This is a genomic window from Neotamlana sedimentorum, assembly GCF_000943565.1.
Lineage (GTDB): Bacteria > Bacteroidota > Bacteroidia > Flavobacteriales > Flavobacteriaceae > Neotamlana > Neotamlana sedimentorum.
Window position 1 is genome coordinate 50781 of the sequence record NZ_JTDW01000004.1, and the last position, 22029, is coordinate 72809.

15 protein-coding genes are annotated in these 22029 nt (G+C 32.4%); 8 read left to right on the forward strand and 7 right to left on the reverse strand.

Going from position 1 to position 22029, the window contains the following annotated elements:
• Positions 1 to 77: 77 nt before the first annotated feature.
• From PW52_RS05075 to rhaD, 7 genes are all read right to left on the reverse strand, one after another.
• Complete coding sequence (locus PW52_RS05075; RefSeq protein ID WP_044631857.1) at positions 78 to 2711, reverse strand: T9SS type A sorting domain-containing protein; 2634 nt, start codon at positions 2709 to 2711, stop codon at positions 78 to 80.
• A 302-nt stretch (positions 2712 to 3013) separates the two neighbouring features.
• Positions 3014 to 3841, reverse strand: a complete 828-nt coding sequence (locus PW52_RS17065) for a T9SS type A sorting domain-containing protein (protein WP_052823393.1) — start codon at positions 3839 to 3841, stop codon at positions 3014 to 3016.
• Positions 3842 to 3983: 142 nt separating this feature from the next.
• Positions 3984 to 8126, reverse strand: coding sequence for a hybrid sensor histidine kinase/response regulator transcription factor (locus PW52_RS05085; protein WP_044631858.1), 4143 nt, complete (start codon positions 8124 to 8126; stop codon positions 3984 to 3986).
• A gap of 85 nt (positions 8127 to 8211) precedes the next feature.
• Complete coding sequence (gene fbp, locus PW52_RS05090; protein WP_044631859.1) at positions 8212 to 9210, reverse strand: class 1 fructose-bisphosphatase; 999 nt, start codon at positions 9208 to 9210, stop codon at positions 8212 to 8214.
• 21 nt (positions 9211 to 9231) lie between these two features.
• On the reverse strand, positions 9232 to 10551 hold the full coding sequence (locus PW52_RS05095) for an FGGY family carbohydrate kinase (protein WP_044631860.1): 1320 nt from the start codon (positions 10549 to 10551) through the stop codon (positions 9232 to 9234).
• Positions 10552 to 10712: 161 nt separating this feature from the next.
• Positions 10713 to 12497 carry an L-fucose isomerase gene (locus tag PW52_RS05100; protein WP_044631861.1) on the reverse strand — a complete coding sequence of 595 codons (1785 nt, stop codon included), beginning with the start codon at positions 12495 to 12497 and terminating at the stop codon, positions 10713 to 10715.
• A 34-nt stretch (positions 12498 to 12531) separates the two neighbouring features.
• The gene (rhaD, locus tag PW52_RS05105) at positions 12532 to 13326 is read right to left on the reverse strand and encodes a rhamnulose-1-phosphate aldolase (RefSeq protein ID WP_044631862.1); all 795 of its coding nucleotides are present in this window, start codon (positions 13324 to 13326) and stop codon (positions 12532 to 12534) included.
• A 109-nt stretch (positions 13327 to 13435) separates the two neighbouring features.
• Between rhaD and PW52_RS05110 the strand changes: the two genes are divergently transcribed.
• The 8 genes from PW52_RS05110 to PW52_RS05145 all read left to right on the forward strand — a co-directional run bounded on the left by PW52_RS05110 (position 13436) and on the right by PW52_RS05145 (position 21127).
• Positions 13436 to 14335: an AraC family transcriptional regulator gene (locus PW52_RS05110; RefSeq protein WP_044631863.1), complete on the forward strand. Its 900-nt coding sequence runs from the start codon at positions 13436 to 13438 to the stop codon at positions 14333 to 14335.
• Between the two features lie 309 nt (positions 14336 to 14644).
• Positions 14645 to 16084: an aldehyde dehydrogenase gene (gene aldA / locus PW52_RS05115; protein ID WP_044631864.1), complete on the forward strand. Its 1440-nt coding sequence runs from the start codon at positions 14645 to 14647 to the stop codon at positions 16082 to 16084.
• A gap of 130 nt (positions 16085 to 16214) precedes the next feature.
• Positions 16215 to 17516 (forward strand): L-fucose:H+ symporter permease, encoded by a 1302-nt coding sequence (fucP, locus tag PW52_RS05120; protein ID WP_044631865.1) that lies wholly within the window; start codon positions 16215 to 16217, stop codon positions 17514 to 17516.
• 43 nt (positions 17517 to 17559) lie between these two features.
• Positions 17560 to 18726, forward strand: a complete 1167-nt coding sequence (locus PW52_RS05125) for an alpha-hydroxy acid oxidase (protein WP_044631866.1) — start codon at positions 17560 to 17562, stop codon at positions 18724 to 18726.
• A 213-nt stretch (positions 18727 to 18939) separates the two neighbouring features.
• On the forward strand, positions 18940 to 19155 hold the full coding sequence (locus PW52_RS05130) for a hypothetical protein (protein ID WP_131453976.1): 216 nt from the start codon (positions 18940 to 18942) through the stop codon (positions 19153 to 19155).
• Between the two features lie 98 nt (positions 19156 to 19253).
• Positions 19254 to 19493 carry a hypothetical protein gene (locus tag PW52_RS05135; RefSeq protein ID WP_044631868.1) on the forward strand — a complete coding sequence of 80 codons (240 nt, stop codon included), beginning with the start codon at positions 19254 to 19256 and terminating at the stop codon, positions 19491 to 19493.
• Positions 19494 to 19580: 87 nt separating this feature from the next.
• The gene (locus PW52_RS05140; RefSeq protein WP_082050841.1) at positions 19581 to 20411 is read left to right on the forward strand and encodes a sulfatase family protein; all 831 of its coding nucleotides are present in this window, start codon (positions 19581 to 19583) and stop codon (positions 20409 to 20411) included.
• A complete protein-coding gene (locus tag PW52_RS05145) occupies positions 20402 to 21127 on the forward strand; it encodes a Rossmann-fold NAD(P)-binding domain-containing protein (RefSeq protein WP_044631869.1) in 726 nt (241 codons plus the stop codon). The genes PW52_RS05140 and PW52_RS05145 overlap by 10 nt, the downstream gene beginning before the upstream one ends.
• The last annotated feature ends 902 nt before the right edge of the window (positions 21128 to 22029 follow it).

Here is a 22029-nt window from a genome sequence, read left to right on the forward strand (position 1 = left end):
ATCCACATTTGCCTTCAAGATGAGATTAGGTGTTTTTAACCTAATAATAATTAGCTTTTATACTGTAATCAAATAAATTATTTTTTTATAAAACGATATACTTGAGTAGGCTGGTTTTCTATGTTTACTTTTAAAAAATATAAGCCATTTTTTAAATGGGATACATTAAAGTGATTTGTGTTTTTAAAAGATTGTATTTTTTGTCCTAAGATATTTAGTATTTCGGTATTTTTAGCCGTTTTGTTAATTCGTAAAATACTTTTTACAGGGTTTGGATATACTAATAATGTTTCTGAAGGTTGGAAAGAATCTTCAATAGATAAGGTTGCTCCTATATTTTCATTAGCAGTTAAAGATTCTATATAGTAAATTAAGTCTTCGTTTATTAACTCATTTCCATCTTCATCTATGGGGTATGTAAGTCCTGCAGTTGGCATAATTATCAATCTGTCATAAGCACTTAGTTCGGATAATGTGAATGTAAACTCTAGGGTTTCCCATACATTAGTTTGGGTAAAATATGCTTTTTGAAATTTTTGATTCAAATTAGTATTTCCCACTCTATCTTGCAGATAGATGCTTACACTTCTGCTATCGTCGCTTAATATGTTTATTTCTGAAATAGTTTCTGGTTTAAATAGAGCATTTAATTTAAAGGTGATACTTTCGGTGTCTTTAATTGCGCCATCTTCAAAATCATAACGCATTTGGGCAAATTGCCAGCTATTTTCTGTTGTTTTAGTAAATTTTGTAGCTATTCCCGATGTAGATCCACTACTTGTTACATCAGTATCTAATGATATATCATATAATTTGGTGTAATCACCTCCAACTTTGCTTACATAATTGATTTCTTCTACGGCAATATCTTCCGTATAATTCAACCAATTATAGTAAGGTTCTGGAGCTATATATTCAGGCTGATCTATCGTGCCTCGTAAATCATCATAATAATAAACTGTCCCTGAAGTTGTTGTGTCATCTGGAGCAAAAACTAAAATAGCTTGATTAAAACCGCCTGCATATAGAATGTCTGTAGGTATTGTTTTTGTTGTAAAGTCAAAGGTGTAATCTATCCATGATTGTCCAGAGTTTAGAATAGCTTCTTCATATAAACTGCTTGTTTTATAATCTATTTCAGAATTTGATAAATAGATTCTTACTTTATTGTTTGTAATAGAAGATAAGTCAGCATTACTTATATATAACTTGATTTTTTGCTTGAATACTGAAATATCGGTAATGTTTTCGTTTAAATTAAAAACAATTTTGGCATCATCTCCCAATGTTTTTTCAAACTTACCTACATAAGTACTTGTGTTTATACCAGAAGTATTGGGGTTTGTGGTGTCCTCTGTTAAAGTACCTCCTGAAGTATTATTAATTAGTGTGTTAAATGTATCTGTTTCATAATTATACCAATCATAATCCCTAATGGCATATTTGATAACTGAGCTATACATTAATCCATCAGTAGTATTATTTACATTTACATAGTATGCTTGGGCGTCATCTGGAAGTGTGGTTGTAATTACTCCTGAATTTACACCTTTGTTTAAGTTTGTAGTTTGTGTTAACCACAAATACTTATCATCTGCTTTACCCCATTGTAAAGTATCTTTAGTGTAAAACAACAGTGCTTCATCAACAGCTCCTTCAAAACTGTAGCTATAGTTTATGTTTTTATTATTATCAATGGTTTCAGAAGTAAATTCTAATGGTTTTACTGCATTGGTATTAAAACCAGTAATATAGTCTGCAAAATCATAAATTTCTTCGGGTTGTCGTCCAGCACCATGACCATGTCCCATTAGGTTTTCTATTCGAAGGAATTTTTCAGTACTATTAGAGGTTTCGTATGTTTTTCCGAAAATATTTAAGGTAAACTGTAAATCTTTATTGCCGTTTACATATAATATTGGTGCAGTATGTAAAGGCGCATACAAAGAAGGTTCCCAGTTTTCTAGGAAAAAATTTTGGGCAATGGTACTCATTTGAGAAAATTGGTTGGAATACACAGGTGAATTGTATAAGAAGCCACAACCATAAACAGGAATCACAAAATCTAAGCGTTCATCTATACCTGCAATAACCGTGTTTATAATTCCTCCCCAAGAAATTCCTGTAATTCCAATATTATTTTTATCTACATGCGTGGTAAAAGAATCATTTCTTAGTAAACTGTTAGAAAGCATGGAATTGGCTATGGCATGGTAAAACCATTGATCCTGTAAAAGACCATCATTGTCTGAGAAAAAAAATGGTTGACTTGGACCTGCATATTGAAATGTGTCAGAATCATCTGGCGTAGTCCCTCTATTAGACATAGCTATTGCTATATAGCCTCTATTAACCCATTCTGCTACCCACTCGGTAAAAGCTCTTCCTCCACCACCGTGTACTAATATTACGGCTGGGACTTTTTCATTTACAGCAAGACCAGCAGGTTCACCATACCATGCAAATACTTTTGTATCATTATTTCCATTTGCAGCATTAGTATAAGGAAGTCCCTCGAAGAACATCCCTCGTATTGTTCCGTTTACAGAAACAGTGTTATATGAATCGTATGCTGTTGTGAATTCAAAGTTAGGTGAAGTGTAAACACCACTATTAGTAAGTTCTTGTTTTATATATTCTGGACCATTGGTGGATTGCGAAAAAACCTGTAAAATAAACAAGTATATTATTAGTAATATGCTTTTTTTCATCAATAATTTTTCTTTTTCTAATTATAGCTTATCTCTTAAAAAATGAAATAAATAGATTAAGCTAATTGTATTAAAACACCACAACACTTATTATGGATTAGAACCAGTCCCCACAAAAAGTAAATGAATATTCTACATATCATAAAGACATTATTTTTTTGTCACTATAGTGCTGCAGTGAAATTGTAGGGGCTTAAACCCATATATGAAACCAACAAATTAAAAATAATTATCAACTAAAAAGAGACCATATTACCTTTTGATGATGGGATCTCTTTTAAGAATTATTTAAAAATAGATAATTATTTTTTTACAATTTTAACTACCTTAGAACCAAAAGCTGTATTGATTTTAGCAATATATATTCCATCTGCTAAGTCACTAACACTATAGTTGTCAGAAACCGTAAATGTTTTTAACAAAGAACCATTGATATTGTAAACCTGAATATTCTTTACATCTTTACTATCACTTAATTGAAAATTATGGCTAACTGGATTTGGAGTAATTTGTAATTTAGAATTATTTGTTAAAATTTCGTTAGAACTTAAAGTACCCAAATTTGGTCCTTGTAAAGCATCAATAAAGTATTCAAACCCTATAGCATCATCATCAGTATCTGCTGATGCGAAATATATAATCATTTGATCATAACTAGAAGCTGATTGAGTAATTCCCGAAAAATCAAAAGTGTATTCTACCCATTCTTGTCCAACACTTATGGTCTTAGTTACTATTGTTGTACTAGTGTTTGATCCAACATCTTTTAACTGAATACGGATATTACATGCAGTAGCAGCATCTACTGTAGCTTGAGCTACATCTAAATAAGCTTGAATTTTAAATGTTGTTGTTGTAAGATCTGTAATTGGAGCTGCGCTTAAATCAAATTTAATTTGAGAATGATTCCCATCGGCTTTGACAAAACTAGATACTGTGGTACTAGTGTTAATTCCAGTAGTATTTGGGTTTGTTTCTGAAGCAGAATACGAACCAAAAATAATGTTTGTAGGAGTTATAATATCATTAGTTGCATGATTTAGATACCAAGAGTTCCCTGAAATTTGAGCAGATAAACTAGTAATGTTAACAAACGCGATTGCGATTAATAAAAGTAATTTTTGTTTCATGATAGTATGTTTTTATGAATTAATATTCATCAAAATTATACTAATCACTACAAGTTTATTTGCTGTAATACGCCTTTTTTTTGCTTGTATTTACCTTTTTTAGAGTGATTACTTAGGTTTTAGGTTATAAAGAAGTTTAAAATCAATTTTTATTTTTTAAAAATTCTGAAGGCGATACACCATGTAGTTTTTTAAATGAAGTAGAAAAATAAGAATTTGATTCAATACCAATTTGATACATGACTTGAGCCACATTAAAACCTTCGTTACTTATTAGTAGTTCGGCAGCACGCTGTAATCTATAATTTCTTAAATAAACGTTAGGAACTTGACCAGTAAGCTGTTTTAGCTTACGATAAAAATGTGAAGTGCTTATCCCTACTTCTTTAGATAACTCTTCAACTCCAAAAGTGGAGTCTGAAAGGTTTGTTTCTATGACCTCAATTATATTCGCAATAAATGCTTCGTCTTTTTTCGAAAGTTCCAAGCCAATACTATTGTCTTTAGGAAGTGAGCTATTCTTTGCAAAGTATTCTTTAATTTTTAGATTAGATTGAATGAGTTTGTTAATTCGTAATTCTAAATGTTTAAACGAAAAGGGCTTGCTTATGTAGTCATCAGCACCATATTCTAAACCTTTAATAAGATTGTCGTTGTCCTCCAGAGCAGTTAATAATATGATAGGAATATGGCAAATTTCTGATGTGGACTTTAGTTTTTCACAGAATTCAAAACCATCCATTTCTGGCATCATAACATCACTTACAATTAAATCGGGTTCCTTTACTTTTAATTTTTCAAGCGCTTCAACACCATTACTAGCGATAATAATGTTATATTTTACAGAAAGTTCGGTCATTAAAAAATTCTGAATATCTAACTCGTTTTCAACAACAAGGACAGTATATTCTTTTTGATCTTGTGTATCTGATGATAAAGAGGCTAGTTCATTTACTGTATTTGATAATGGAACCCAATCTTTGATATAAGATTTTTCAATTAGCTTTGACTCATCTAATGAATAATCCTCAATTTGTTTAGATGGTATTTTTACAGAAAAACGTGTTTCAACATCCGGCTTACTTTTTGCCGAAATTTCACCTCCAAGTAAATTAGTGAGTGATTTACAAAAGGATAAGCCTATGCCACCACCACTTATATCTCCTGCTTTACTTCCTAATTGATAAAACCGCTCAAAAATATTGATCAATTTTTCCGGAGGAATTCCTTTTCCAGTATCAACAACATCAATATTAATTATTTTTTGGTCATTTAAAAATGAGATGCCAGCTTCAATACTAATATTGCCTTGTGTAGGCGTATTTTTAAACGAATTTGATAGTAAATTAAAAATAATACGTTCAACTTTTTCTACATCCAAAACAATGTCTTCATTGGGTTTTGTTATTTTATAAAAGAAATTAATGTTTTTTTCAAGGGCATAATCTTCAAAGGCTTCGGTAGAGGGGTAAATAAAGTCTCCTAATGTACATTTGGTAAGATTTAATTTGACATGGCCTTGTTCTGCTTGCCTGAATGTTATTAATTGATCCACTAAACTTAAAAGGCGTTTTGTGTTTTTTTCAATTATAGCTAAATATTTTGCTTCTTTCGAGTTGGTGTTATTAGCTATTATTCGCTCTAAAGGACCTGAAATTAATGTTAGGGGAGTTCTAAATTCATGTGATAAATTAGTAAAATAACGAAACTTTCCTTGGTTTATAGTTTCTATTCTTTCCTTGTCCTTTTTTTCATAGATAAGCCCCTGTTTGAGCCTTTCATGTTTTACAAAATAAATGATGATACCAATACCTATTGATATAAAAATAATGAAAAAAAGCAAATAGCTCCACCATGTGTTATACCAATGTGGTAAGATTTTAATATGAAGTTGTTTGTCTGTTGTGCTCCAAATACCATCGCCATTGGCGGCTTTTATTTTAAATATATAATCTCCAGCAGAAAGATTGGTATAGGTTACTGTAGTTTTACCTGTTGGCTTTTCTATCCAAACATGATTAAATCCTTCTAATTTATATGCCAATTTATTTTTTGAAGGTTCAGATGTGTGTTTTACCACCAAATTAAAAGCAATTATGTTATGTTTTTGGTTTACGGATATTTGCTCAGTTTCAGATATTGACTTTTCAAGTATAACTTTATTGCCAACCTCTTTATTGATTTTTACTAGGTTATTATCAATTGATAAAGATGTTATTAGAATTTCAGGAGGTTGCCTATTTAATTTTATGTTTTCTGGATTAAATATAATTAGGCCGTTTAGCCCACCATAGTAGAAATAGCCTGACTTTCCTTTAAAGTAACAATTTTGTCTGAAATTATTATGAGCTAACCCATCTCTTACATCAAAAACGTTAATAGTAGAATTGTCTATATTTAATTTTATAAGCCCCATATCACTACTCAACCATAGGTGGGATTTGCCATTTTGTAAAATTCCATAAATTGCATCGTCAGGAAGTATATCGTTTTTTCTAAAATATTCAATCTTAATAGGCAATCCTTGGTTGTTCAATGTCATTTTATTTAAGCCACCACCAAATGTTCCTATCCATAGATTATTATTTTCTTTGTGAAGAGAAAATATATTATCGTAACTCAATTTTATTTCGTCTATGCTATTGGCCGTATACTGTTGTTCAATTATTAATTCGTTTTGTTTAAATACGCCTTTTAATAGACCTTTATTTGTACCAAACCAAAATGAATTTTTTCCGTCTTCGAGTACAGTGTTTACACGACTGTCTTTTAAATCGGACTTTGATTTGATTTTTAAAACTGGTTTAGTTTTATTTTTTATTTCTTCCCAAGGGTTTTCTACAATTACAATCTGGTTACCAGCAAACAGTACGTTGTTTTCATCAATTTGAATAATATTTCTGAAATCGTCTTTAAATGGTACGTTTTCCTTGTTTTGAAAAGTAACTTTTTTGAATTTTTTATTTGCCGGATTATAAATGATTACTGCTTTATCTGAACCTAACCAAATAAAACCTTTTTTGTCCTCATAAATACAACGCATTATATCACCTTCGGACCAAGGTAATTGAGATTGTAAATTTTCAAATTGTAATTTATTGATAGTGTTACTGTTTATTGTGGTTTTACTTCTAACTAATGGCGAGTTATACCCAGATATCCAGAGATGGCCTCGCTTATCTTCTAAGATTGATGTTGTTAGATTGTCTGATATCGAAAAGGCATCAAATGGGTTACTTGAGTAATTAATGAATGGTTTTTGAGTAAGGTCTAGTTTATTTATGCCGCCTTGTGCTGTACCAATCCATAATACGTTAAAATCATCTTGGTACAGGGCGTTAATTTGATGGCTACTTAAACCTAGTTCGTTTTTTTGATTAAATGTATAGTGCTCAAAAGCGTCTTGCTCTTGATTGTATTTAAATAACCCTTTATCTATAGTTCCAACCCATACCATTCCAAAATGATCTTCAAAGATGGTATTTACTTTTTTAGGAACGAATTCTAGTTTTCTGTTATTAAAAGACTCAATTACATGGAGTCTATTATTATCTAAAGTTGCTTTAAATAATCCTTCATTAGTTCCAATCCAAAATATGTTGTCTATATTTACAACTTTGGTTATTACCCTATTGTTTAATTCCTCGAAACTGGATACTAATGTTTTATTGTTTTTTAATGATACACTTTTTAACCCAACTGAGGTCCCTAAGACTAGAGTGTTTTCGTTTTTAAAAACAAAAGAATTAATAATTGAGGATTTTGAGAAATCTTTCAAAATATTTTCTGATACTTTAAAAGTCCCGTTTTCAATATCTACTATTTCACAAGCTAATAAGTTGTTTTTTTTAGAAACCCATATGCGACCTAATGGTCCAGATTTTATGTGTGTTATTTTACCTTTTTGGGATAAAGGGATTGTGTAGAATTTTTCTAACCAAGGGACATAAATATTAAGACCTAAGTTTGTGCCAATCCATAATATGCCTTGTTCATCTTTGAAAAGACAAGTGATATAATTGCTTAATAAATTACCGTCGGTCTTAGATTGTGTTGTGTAAGTTTTAAACTCATAACCATCATATCTAATAAGTCCATTAGGGGTGCCATACCATAAAAAACCATATCGGTCTTGTTCTATCGCATTTATAGTGTTTTGATTAAAACCTTCTTTATTTGAAAAACGTTTAAAGTTTTGAGCCTCAGAAAAATAAGAGTTAGATAAGCAAAAGCATATTAAAAATATTGATAAAATAGATTTTATATGCTGTTGTTTTGTATTCATAAAACTATAAATTTATTACATGATGTTTGATGGTAAAATAACGAATTGTTTTAGGAAAAAATTGTTTTTTGGTAATGATTTTAAATTAATTTTTCAGGAATGATTCAAGTTTTTCAATCATTTCTGTGCTTCCGCAGTAAAAAGGAATACGTTGATGAATATTCGAAGGTACAATATCTAAAATTCTTTGATTAGAGCTAATGGCTTTTCCTCCCGCTTGCTCTGTAATATAAGCCATTGGGTTTGCTTCGTAAAGTAAACGTAATTTACCTTCTTTGTTTTTTGTGCTATTTGGATACAAATAAATACCACCTTTTAGCATGTTTCTATGAAAATCTGAAACTAAAGACCCGATATATCTTGATGTGTAAGGACGCTCGTCTTCTTCTTGTTGGCAATATTTAATATATTTTTTTACGCCTTGCGGAAAATGCGTGTAGTTACCTTCATTTACTGAATAGATGTTACCAGTTTTAGGGATTTTAATATCTGGATGAGACAGGTAAAACGATCCAATAGCAGGATTTAAAGTAAAACCATTAACACCATCGCCCGTAGAGTAAACCAACATGGTTGATGTGCCGTAAATAACATAACCGGCAGCAATTTGATCTTTACCAGGTTGTAAAAAATCTTTAAGTTCTACAGGAGTGCCAACTGGTGTAATTCTTCTAAAAACGGAAAAAATAGTCCCAACTGATGCATTTACATCAATATTTGAAGAACCATCTAAAGGATCCATTAATACGACATATTTCCCATTATTTGATTCGTTACTACCACTTATAGCAATAAAATCATCTACTTCTTCTGATACAATACCGCAAGCAATATCACGGTTTGTAATAGCCTGAATAAATTTGTCGTTTGCAAAAACATCTAATTTTTGTTGGTCTTCTCCTTGCGCGTTAACATCGCCGGCACCACCAATAATATCTACTAATCCGGCTTTATTAACTTCATGGTTTACCATTTTAGCGGCTAGCCTTAAACTGTTTAATAGTTTTGATAATTCGCCAGTAGAATAGGGGAATGAAGATTGGTTTTCAATAATAAATTCGCCTAGTGTTTTTATTTTACTCATAAAATTTAAATGTATTTACTATTATTGGTTTAAATAATCTTTCATTAGCATTGCGGCGCCTAATGCACTTGCGTTTTTCCCTGACGGGAATTGTATTTTTTGTTCGGGCATCATTTGGGTTAGGTATTCTACAAAAATGTCATTTCTATTAAAACCTCCGGAAATATAAACGTCTTTTAAATTATTGTCGGCATCTAAAATACGCTCAATACCTTGGTGAACACGTTGGCTTATTTCAAAAATTAATTGGTAATATGCATGCTCATAGCTTTCAAAATTATTTAGTTGATCTAAATCTCCTATAAAGTCTGATGCAATCTCGTTAGGGAAAAAAGTAGCTTTCGATTCGGCAAGTATATTAGCACAGAGGTTCTTGTTTAAGTTAAGTTCTAAAAAGTGACTTTTGCCCACATTAAAATACTTGCTTAACGCTATAGCATTAAGTTCGTGCACACGCCCTAAAAATTGCATTGATGATTTTATTTGCTTTTTGTCTGGTGTCATGAAACATAGGCAATCATTTTTTAATTGATTTGCAGTTAATGTTTCTTTGCTGAAAGGATTCATACAGATAATCCAAGTTCCGGTAGACAGTAAAACAAATTCGCTATCTGAATTCTCATGACTTTCCAACAATGGAATTAAAGATGAAGAACTATCGTGTAAGCCTTTACCAATATAGATTTCTTTACCGTTTACTACCGATAAAGCAGCATTTTTTCCTGGTTTAGGTTCGGGTAATTTTATGCCTTCATCTGTTAACCAATTGTGATATTGCATTGCGTCATAGTTCCAAATGGCTGTGTGTGCTCCAACCGATGTAAAATCTGAAGTCGGTTTTTTAGAAAATAAATAACTTAAATATTGTGGGTAGTGTAAAATAGCATCAACCTGTTTCCAAAAATGAGGTTTGCTGTTTTTTAACCAATACATTTGCAATCCAGAATTTAACATACCGTAAGCTGGAGATGCTGTTTGTCTTGAAAACTCTTCAACGCCACCATTATTATCGTAAAGAGGATTGAAATCAATTTCTAAAGGCTTTAAGTAATTGTAAAGCGGTGTTATTCTATTGCCATCTTTATCTAAATAGACTAATGAGGCGCCATGTGTTGAAAAGTTTATGGCTTTTATAGTGTATTCGTTTTGTTTTTGAATGGTTTTAATTTCAGTTTGTATCCAAGATTCAATAGATTCGATATCATCACACGGGTCATTATCATCATCTTCAACCTCTTCAAATCGAATGGAGTTTGTGTAAACAACATTAAAACCTTTATCAAATAAAAATATCTTCTTATTGGTCTTACCAATATCAAAAACAGCGATAACTTTTTTCATTTCTTAGAAATTTATGGAATAAAAAGCCTTTCCCTTTGGAGTTTTAGAACCCCTCGAAAAGGGAAAAGCTTATCAAATTAGTATAAAAAGAATTTAGAGATCTATAGCAGGACGAACTCCAATCATGTATGGGGAATTCAATTTTTAATATGCTTTAAGTTTTATTTAAATCCGTAAAGTGGGCCATAAGTAGCACAAGCTTTATAATCTGCAGATTCTAAATTTTCTCCAAAGGCAGACCATGCACTTGGGCGGAAAATATCATCATCAGAAACGTTGTGCATATTTACTGGAATTCTTAATAATGATGCTAATGAAATTAAATCGGCACCAATATGTCCGTGTGATATAGCACCGTGGTTTGCACCCCATTTCGCCATTACCGAATAAGCATCTTTAAAAAAACCTTTTCCTGTTACTCTTGGTACAAACCAAGTTGTAGGCCATGTTGGGTTTGTTCTTTCATCTAAAACGGTATGAATATCTTCTGGTAATTCTACGCTCCAACCTTCAACAATTTGTAATACTGGACCAATGCCTTTTACAAGATTAATTCTGCACATGGTTAAAGGCATTGTACCTTTAGTTTTAAATTGGGAAGAAAAACCACCACCTCTAAAATATTCACCAATAGCTGCTGGCCATTTTGTGTTGTCTAAACATTTTTGAGCTTCCTCTTCGGTAATATCCCAAAAAGGTTTCATTGTGGGATTTCCATCAGGATCAGTTTGTTGTGCAGTTGCATCTAGCGTTGTAGAACCAGAATTGATTAGATGAATAATTCCATCTTTAGCAATTCCAGTTAACTTTTTACCTGTTACTCGTTCAACAGATTCTGGGCTCCAATAGGTTCTTACATCCGAAAATATTTGAGCAGTATTGGTTAATAAATGACCAAATAGCATAGAAACCGCATTTAAACAATCGTTTTCTGTAGCAAAAACATAAGCTTGACGTATACCGTTCCAATCGAAAGATGAGTTTAAAATAGACTCTGTAAAATCGGCGTTTGGTTGGTAATCTGTCCATTGGCGTTGCCCTTGGAAACCACCCATAATCGCGTTTCTGCCTTTTGATTCTTCACCAAAACCTAAAGCTTTTAATTTTGGGTTTCCAATCATTAAATCACGACAAATTAATGTCATTTTAATAATCTTTTCCCATTCTTGTTCTTTAACTTCAGCTGATTTTTGAGCATCGGGACTGTTATAATCTTTACCTTCTTTACAGTTTGCTTTGGTCCAAGCTAATGCTTTTTTGTATTCATCTTTATCATAAATACCTTCATCCATTCTTCGCAATAATTCTACAGATTCTACAAATTCAGCACGAACACCAAAATAATCTTGCAAGAAATTAACATCTACCATAGAACCGGCAATTCCCATGGAACTGTAGCCAATTGATAAATATGATTTACCTTTCATTTGAGCAACCGCTAATCCAGCTTTTGCAAAACGAAGTAATTTTTCTTCAACATCTTTTGGGATGCTCATATCTCCAGCATCTTGAACTTCTCTTCCGTAAATACCAAATGTAGGTAATCCTTTTTGAGAATATCCAGCTAAAGCTGCTGCTAAATAAACAGCTCCAGGTCGTTCAGTTCCGTTAAAACCCCAAACAGCTTTTGGCATTAATGGGTCGGTATCCATAACTTCTGTGCCATAGCACCAACAAGGCGTTACGGTTAAAGATACTTCTACACCTTCTTTTTTAAATTTATCTGCACAGGCTGCTGCATCTGCAACACCGCCAATAGTAGTATCTGCAATAACGCATTCTACCCGTTCGCCACTAGGGAAACGTAAATTACCCTCTATTAATTTGGCTGCGGCTTTAGCCATATCCATACATTGGTCTTCCAATGATTCTCTTACACCAAGTTCACGACCATCAATTACTGGACGAATGCCTATTTTTGGTAACCTTCCTATTAATCTATTCATAATATAAGTTTTAGTTTTTTTTAGCAGTTTAATTTTATGTGAATTGCTCTAATTCAGTTAATTGTTCGTTAGAAAGTCCTGCTGGTTTAAACCCTGCAGCCCAACACATCATTAACATTTTAGCGCCTTTATTCGCCACATCTAAAAAGTCCCATGCTTTCATTACATCGGGTGCTGTAGCTGTTGCACCATGTTTTTCCCAAAGAGAAACGTTTCTTGTTTTAAAAGCTTCAATAGTTACTTTTGCTAAAGATTCTGTGCTCGATAGGGCATAAGGTGTACAATGAATACCTTTAGGTACAAACACTTTTACCTCAGGACACATCATCCAAATTTGTCTGTTTAATTCTTCTTCGTTATCAAACAATTCATGATGACTCATGCAGATTAACTCTAAAGGATGTGTATGTACAACCGCTAAGTTTTCTGGATTATGAATGGAATTATAAAGGTGAATGCTTGAGTGGGAAATCAACTCGCAGGTTGGTCCAAAATTTTCACGTTTACCACCCCAAATTATTGAATATGCTGTGGCGTCTTCATTTATATAAAGAATACAAGAAACTTCTTCAAGTTTATTAACTAAATCTCTGAGGTAACAACCTGTACCAGTTATGTAAATAACAAATCCTGCAGCTCCTTTTGGAAAATCAAATGGAACTTCAGTTCCTATTCCCTGTACGTCTTCTTTAGAAAAGTAGGAAGTTAAATTCATAGAAATGTTGCCTGCATTTCGTTCTGCCCATTCGCGTTGCCATAGATAACCAGCGACTTCTGACACTTTACTTAATTCTTTTTGTACTTCAATTGGAAGTTTTATAGCGCTCATAGTTTTGTTTATTATAGATTTAAACTGATGCAAAGTTAATGGGGCTTAAGAGGGATTTCGATATTCAAAATTTGTATATTTGTGTATAATTCAAACATTCGGCTTAAAAATGAAATTTGTCAAAGAACTTGGTTCTGGAGATCCATCTATTAACAATCAGCAGTTTATAGACGTAAAATTGAAGTTGTTATGTTGCCGGTATTGGTATTTAGATTTGTGGGATTGTCACGATATGGTATTTCCTTTCTGGAGAATATATTGGAATAAAAATGAAGGTGGCGAGTTAAAGCTTCAAGAAGAGGTTTATAAAATGGATCCTAATTACCTTTATATTATATCGCCTTTTACATCTTTTTCTACACGTTTTTTAAAAAATCATAAACATAATTCAGGCATACATGTATCCGGTAAAAATTTGACACAATTACATAAGGAAGCGGATTATGAAGATAAATCGTTAATTCATTTTTTTACACACTTTAAACTAGGTACACCGTTTGATAATGTGTTTCCAGGCATTTTTAAAATTGAACTTACAGACCATCTTAAAGAGCGGTTGGTTTATATTACTGATAGATTAAGGTTAGAAAATTATGATTTTAAGTTAACCTTTAATTTAAAATTACAGTCCTTTATACAAGAGGTGCTTTCTAATATTGGGCCGCAGTTATGGAAAACCATAAATATAGATCCACGTGTGTTAACGGTACACAGGTATATAGAGCGTAGTGTGGGAGAAAAATTAAGTAACTCAGAACTAGCTTCGCTTGTAAACATGGCTCCTAACTCGTTTGCAAGATTGTTTAAAGAGGAAATGCACATCACGCTGCATAGTTTTATTCAAAATAGAAAAATAGCCAAAGCTTGCGAATTATTTGAACATTCAAATGAAAGTATAGAAAGTGTTTCTTATAATTTAGGCTTTTCAGATCGTTATCATTTTTCCAGAGTATTTAAGTCTATTACAGGTATTAGTCCAGCGGTTTATAAATCGGGTAGGTATACTTAAATTTATTTCTTACATCTTTTTTTTTAAAGCCTCATATTGTTTTTTAGCTAGAAGCACAGTTATGCTATGTTTTATAGTGATGTAGCTACAAATTTAATGTGTTTGTAAAATAGGTTATGTTTAAATTATACATAAAGTAGATGATTATGGATAAATTTTTTTTAAACATCCTATTCTATTTTTGTACGCAGTCCATATTTATACACAGTCTTATAAATAGTGGGGGTTAAATCTAATAAGATGTTGTTAAATAAGCTACAACTTTTTGGCTCATGAATAAACTAACTAAAATTTAATAAAAACTAAATTATGAAAGAATTTAATCAATACATTAATGGGAAGTTTGTAAAATCTACATCTTCGGAGGTTACAGAAGTTTTAAACCCCTGTACTGAAGAGGTTTTATCTCTTATACCTAAAGGCTCAATTACAGATGCTAATTTAGCATTAGATGCAGCGCAAGGAGCACAACATGCTTGGAAATCGTTAACGGCAATTGAAAGAGCTAGTTACCTGCATAAAATGGCTAATGTAATTCGTGAAAACCGAGTGTTTTTAGCAGAAACCTTAGCAAAAGAGCAAGCAAAAGTAATAGGTTTAGCTCAAGTTGAAATAGATGTTACTGCAGATTATTACGATTACAATGCTGGGTGGGCAAGAAGAATAGAAGGTGAAATAATTCAAAGTGATCGTAAAAAGGAACATATATTTTTACATAAAGCACCTATTGGTGTAGCTGTGGGTATTTGTCCTTGGAACTTTCCGTTTTTTGTTGCCGCTCGTAAAATTGCTCCATCCTTGGTAACAGGTAATACATGTATTGTTAAACCAAGTTGTATAGCTCCTAATACTATTTTAGAATTTACTAAACTTATTGAAAATATAGGCTTACCAGCAGGGGTTTTAAATGTGGTTTGCGGTACAGGTCCTGTAGTAGGAAATGCACTTACATCAAGTCCAATTACTGGTATTATAAGCTTAACTGGTAGTGTGCTTGCAGGACAAAAGGTTATGGAAGCAGCATCTCCAAATTTAACAAAAGTGTCATTGGAACTAGGAGGAAAGGCGCCAGCTATTGTTTGTGCTGATGCTAATATGGATTTAGCTGTAAATGCAGTGGTTTCTTCAAGAATAATTTTTAGCGGTCAGGTTTGTAATTGCGCAGAGCGTGTTTATGTTGAAGATTCTATTTTCGATGAATTTATGGATAAGGTCACTACAAAAATGAGTGAATTAAAAGTAGAAGATGCTTTTTCTACTAACAACCCGGACATGAGTAGTATGGTCTCTAAAGATCAATTTGATAAAGTAGCAGAAATGGTTGAGTATGCTAAAAAAGAAGGTGCCGAAGTTCTAGTAGGTGGAGGCCCTTCAACTAATTTCGATAAAGGTTATTTCTACCAACCAACCTTACTAACCAATGTAAAACAGGATATGCAAATTGTGCAAGAAGAAGTTTTTGGCCCTGTTTTGCCAGTAATGAAATTTGGTACGCTAGATGAAGCTATTGCTATGGCTAACGATAGCGAATTTGGTTTAACATCATCTATTTTCTCTGAAAACTTTAATAAAGTAATGCATGCTTGCGATCAATTAGATTTTGGCGAAACCTATGCAAATAGAGAGCATTTTGAAGCTATTCAAGGATTTCATGCAGGATGGAAAAAATCTGGTTTAGGTGGTGCTGATGGTAAACATGGTATGGAAGAGTACTTGCAAACAAAAGTAGTATATGCACAATACCAATAATATTTTTTAAATATTGAATAAATTGTTTTAGTTAGTAAAGCATACTATAATAAATGAAATTCATTTTAAAATATAGTATGCTTTATTTTTCTAAAATGGTGTAGCATTATTAAATAACTAAAAATAAGACATGAATAATACAGAAAAAATACCAGTTGTCTCCAAAGAATTTCTAATTCCATTTATATTAATTACATCCTTATTTTCGCTATGGGGTTTTGCAAATGATATAACAAATCCTATGGTTGCCGCATTTAAAACTGTAATGGAAATTTCTACTGCAAAAGCGGCATTGGTTCAATTTGCATTTTATGGTGGTTATGCTACTATGGCAATTCCTGCGGCACTTTTTGTTAGAAAATACAGTTATAAAAAAGGTATTTTGTTAGGGCTTTCATTGTATGCCTTTGGGGCTCTGTTATTTTATCCAGCAGCACAGTTTGAAGTTTTTGGATTCTTTTTAGGTTCACTTTATATTATAACCTTTGGATTGGCTTTTTTAGAAACAACAGCCAACCCTTACATTCTATCTATGGGAGATGACCGTACAGCTACACAACGTTTAAATCTTGCTCAGGCCTTCAATCCAATAGGTTCACTTTTTGGAATGTTTGTAGCTTCAAAATTTATTCTTGCCGCATTAGATTCAGAAATAAGAAACGAGGCAGGTGAATTGATTTTTTCCACCTTGGACGAAGCTAAGAAAGCAGTCATTAGAACTCATGATTTAGCCATTATTAGAAACCCTTACGTTATCCTTGGAGCTGTAGTTATTTTAATGCTGATAGTTATTGCATTATCCAAAATGCCTAAAAGAGCTAAGAATGATGACCAAGGTTCACCTGCTGAATCTTTTAAGAGATTATTTGCAAACGGAAAATACCGCGAAGGTGTTTTAGCCCAATTATTTTATGTGGCTGCACAAATTATGTGTTGGACATTCATCATTCAATACGCAGATAATTTAGGTATCTCTAAAGAAGCGGCTCAAAATTACAATATTGTAGCAATGACTATATTTTTAACCAGCAGGTTTATTACAACCTATTTAATGAAATATGTTAACGAAAAAAAGTTGTTAATGATATTTGCGTTATGTGCCATGGCAACTATGCTAGGAGTTATATTTATAGAAGGTATGATGGGACTTTATTTGTTAATCGCAACTTCCGCATTTATGTCATTAATGTTCCCAACCATTTATGGTATTGCGCTAAACGGTTTAAGTGAAGAAGATTCAACGCTTGGTGCTGCAGGTTTGGTAATGGCCATTGTTGGAGGTGCTTTGATGCCAATCTTACAAGGCAAAATTATTGATGAGGAAACTATTGGTTCCATGGCAGCTGTTAATGTCTCATTTATATTGCCTTTTATATGCTTTTGTGTTATTGCATTTTATGGGTATAGAACACTTAAGGTTTATACAGATTAATTTAAAAAGAAATAGATTCTATTAATAAAACTCTTCTAGAAAGATGGCAAAGCAAAAAAAAGAAATCAAAATTAACTCAAAATACCCTTCGGTTACGGATTTAAGAAATAGAGCTAAGAAAAAAATGCCAAAGTTTGCTTTTGAGTATTTAGATGGAGGATGTAATGAAGATATTAATTTAGATAAAAACCGCTTAGATATTCAGAAAGTAGAACTCATGCCACAATATTTATCAAAGTTTGATAATTCTGACTTGAGAACTGAATTGTTTGGCCATACGTATGATGCTCCTTTTGGTATTGCACCTGTTGGTTTACAAGGTTTAATGTGGCCTAATTCGCCAGAAATTTTAGCAAAGGCAGCTTTTGAACATAATATCCCGTTTATATTAAGTACTGTAACAACTTCGAGTATAGAACGTATCGCGGAAATTACAGAAGGGAAGTCTTGGTTTCAATTATACCATCCAGCAGAGGAAAAAGTAAAAAGAGATTTATTGGATAGATCTGCGGCTGCAGGAACAGATGTATTAGTTATTTTGGCAGATGTTCCAACTTTTGGTTACAGACCTCGAGATGTACGTAATGGTTTAGCTATGCCACCATCAATGAGTGTAAAGAATATAATTGAAGTTTTTAAGAAACCAGACTGGGCCATTCAAACTTTAATACACGGACAACCAGCTTTTAAGACTTTAGAACCCTATATGCCTAAAGGGTTAAACTTGAAAAAACTAGGCGAATTTATGGATGCTACATTCTCTGGAAGATTAAATCAAGATAGAATAGCTTCCATAAGAGAACAGTGGAAGGGTAAATTAGTGATTAAAGGTGTTGTAAGTGAAGAAGATACTGAAAAAGCAATTAGCCTAGGTGTTGATGGTTTAATTGTATCTAATCATGGTGGACGCCAATTAGATGCAGGACAATCAACTATAGTACCTATGACTCACTTAGCTAAAAAATATAAGGATAAAATAAAAATTATGGTAGACTCAGGATTACGTGGAGGACCAGATATAGCAAGAGCAATAGCAAGTGGTGCAGAGTTTACATTTATGGGGCGTAGTTTTATGTATGGTGTTGGTGCTTTGGGAAAAGAAGGTGGTAATCATACTATTTCTTTAATGAAACGTGAGTTTCAACAAGTAATGGAACAGGTTTGCTGTGAGAAAGTAGGGGATTTACCAAATCACATAATAACGAAATAGTTATTGAACATTTTAGCATATTTAGGTTGTAATCATATTAAATTTATTTTTTAAAATGGTGAAGCAATTTACGGAGCCGATCCAAGTCCGCTAAAACTTCCGCCCTATGCTATAACAAGTAAGCCAGGGAAAGTTTATTTACATAAACAGGAATTAGATGGGAATCAGGTTGAATTGAATGGTCTTTTATCAAAAGTGGAAAAGGGCTATTGTTTGGCGGATAAATCACAACGAGCATTATCATTTAATCAGGAAGAAGGAACACTTAGCGTCACAATTCCCGATGAGTTAAAACAGCCCCGAGTAACAGTTGTGGTATTGGAAATTGAGGATACTGAGGCAAAAGTAATTGATGAAACCATCCAGCAAGAAGAAAATGGAGCCATTAAATTACCAGTTTCAAAATGTGAATTTGCATTAGACGGATAAGTTATGATTATGATGAACAGGTAACACACCGTTGGGGAGAAAATACAAAACAAGGTTTAATCTGGACTGTAAATATTAAACAGCCGGGTACTTTTAAGGTGATAAGTGAGGATAACGGAAACGATGGGTTCGTTTATAACCTGATTACTTCAAACGATACAATTACACTAAATGCCTCGGGTGAAATTGGTAAAATGACTAAAAAACAACAGGAAGAAAACCTAATAATAAATCGGGCAGGGATACAAAAGTTAATAATATACCCTAAGGTGCCTGCATCTAAAGCAACAAAATCGAGTTATAAATTTAAAGGATTGGAACTTATACCTGTAAAATAGTCGATAAGAGACAAATGTTGGGTTATTTGAGCATAATAAAAAAGATAGATTTAGGTATTTTGGTTAAACTTAAAAAAATACTTATTAATGAGAATCTTTAAATTAATTACGTTCTATTTTATTATAATTATATCTTTTCAAAATTGTAAAGAACAGTCTAATTTTAACCCTGATAAGGAGGTAATTGAAACACGACCAAATATCGTATTTATTTTTGCTGATGATTGGGGCTGGGGAGATTTAAGCGCACATGGTCATCCTTATATAAAAACACCTAGCATTGATCGTCTTGTAAGGGAAGGGGTTGATTTATATAGATTTACAGTAGCTGGTGGTGTTTGTTCACCAAGTAGAACAGCGGTAATGATTGGGCAATTTCCGGCAAGACATAACATTGATGGACATTTTGCTTGGGTTGAAAACAATGCCCAACGAAATATGCCAGATTGGTTTGATCAAGATACTACCTTATTGCCAAGGTTATTACAGGAAAGTGGTTATGCTACAGCGCATTTTGGTAAATGGCACCCATCAAATAACATGATTCCAGATTCTCCTTCACCCAGTGAATATGATTATGATGGATATGGTGCATTTAATTGTTCAGGAGAACAAATGCCAGTTCATGAAGATGTCAATCATACCATTGCTTTTATAGAAAAATCAAGCAAAGAAAATAAACCCTTCTTTATTAATTTATGGATGCATGAGCCCCATACACCGCATCATGTAATTCCAAAATTTCAATGGCGTTTTCCTGACTTAGCAGAAGACGATAACATATATGCGTCAATCATATCTCAAGCAGATGACAGAATTGGTGAGTTGTTAGATGCTCTTGACCGTTTAAAACTAACCGATAATACACTAGTTGTTTTTAGTTCAGAAAAACTTAAATTAAAAGAGAAATGGATTTAGGATTAAAAGGTAAAGTAGTCGTAATTATTGGTTCTTCAAGGCTACCAGTTGATTTAGAAAAAATTATCATTGAAAAACTTATCGAAGAATTAACTATACCTGTGATTTTAGAAAATAGCGACACGAGCTTAGATATTGTAAAAAGAATCCAGTTTGCTGGGAATAGGGCGACATATTACGAAACTGATCTGGATGATTCAATGTCGATTGAAATAGCAATAAGTATTATTTCAAATAATTATAGTGGGATTGATTTTATTATTAATATCAATAATTTATATGAAAAAATTGGAATCGAAACTCTAATGGACGAATCCGTGATGTCATTAAATTTGGTTCAAGGAAATTTGATTTCTGATGCAGATGGAAGATTGAATGTATTTAACCATTCCAAAGGAAGTGTCTTGTTTATTAGGTGTGGTGTTCCAATAATTAGCCAAGAAAATTTATCCTTAAACAATCATTTAATGCTAATAGCAGAAGACTTTAAGGAGAAAAAATTTGAAGATTCTATTAGGGTAAATCAACTCATTATTTCTCAAAATTTCTTTAATGAAGAAAATAATTTCATTAAAGAAAAAGATAAACAAGAAGCGATCGCTGATATTTGCTTAGTTTTAGTAGCAACAAATATGTCAAATTCAGGAAAACAAATTCTATGCAACGAAGACAATCTTCACTACCTTAATGACGGGTTTTCATATTTAAATGGATAGAATAATAGATTTTAATTTATTGTCTTGCTTTTATGCAAAATTATCGTATTGATATTTTATTAAAAACTTCTATCGTTAATTTACATTCTTTCCATGCATCCAATAAATCAATAAATTGATTTTGTTGTTGTTGACTCTACTCCTAGACAATCTGTTTCTTTTGTGGAGAATACATAACGTTATACTAGTTTAGAAATATCATATTTTTTAGATATTTGATTTTGACGTTACTATAGTTATAACAGGATATGGTATACTAGAGAGGGGAATTTGAGAATTGAATCTTTTGTCAAATTTGTCTACATTTTGTTATTATGGATATATGTATTAAGTAGAATCTATACATTAATATGAGAGTAATAGTAAAGCCGTAGCATATATCCCATTCAGCACATTTTCTTCCATTCCGTAAAAAAGACATTCCAGAAAAAGAGCTTCATTAAAATAAGTCTTGGACCTAATCCACACTTTTTACTTTTCATTCCGTTAATCCTTTTCGTTGCTCTGGAAAGGAACACTTCATTCTTTAAGTAAAAAGCGTGAATCAAGTCCGCCTAATAGGATAAAAATGTATTTGCATTTTGTTCCACTTCCTATGATTTTGTATTTCACAAAGACTTTAGAATCACTTCCGTAATCCAACACCGTCACACCTTTTTTTGACAGCAAAATAACAACATTCAGCTTTGAACGACAGCATAACCAGGCTCGTGCCTCGCACTTTTTATATGTCTAAACAAAGCTGAATATCGAAAGCACTAAGCAATAAAAAGAAGGTAACAGCGTCGGCTCTATAGGAAGTAAATCTAAAATGAATCTTATGAAATCTTACAAAATCAATAAAAAGGAAGCGGAACAAAAGTTAAAAAAACAAAATAAGGAAAACGCTCTGGATATAATAA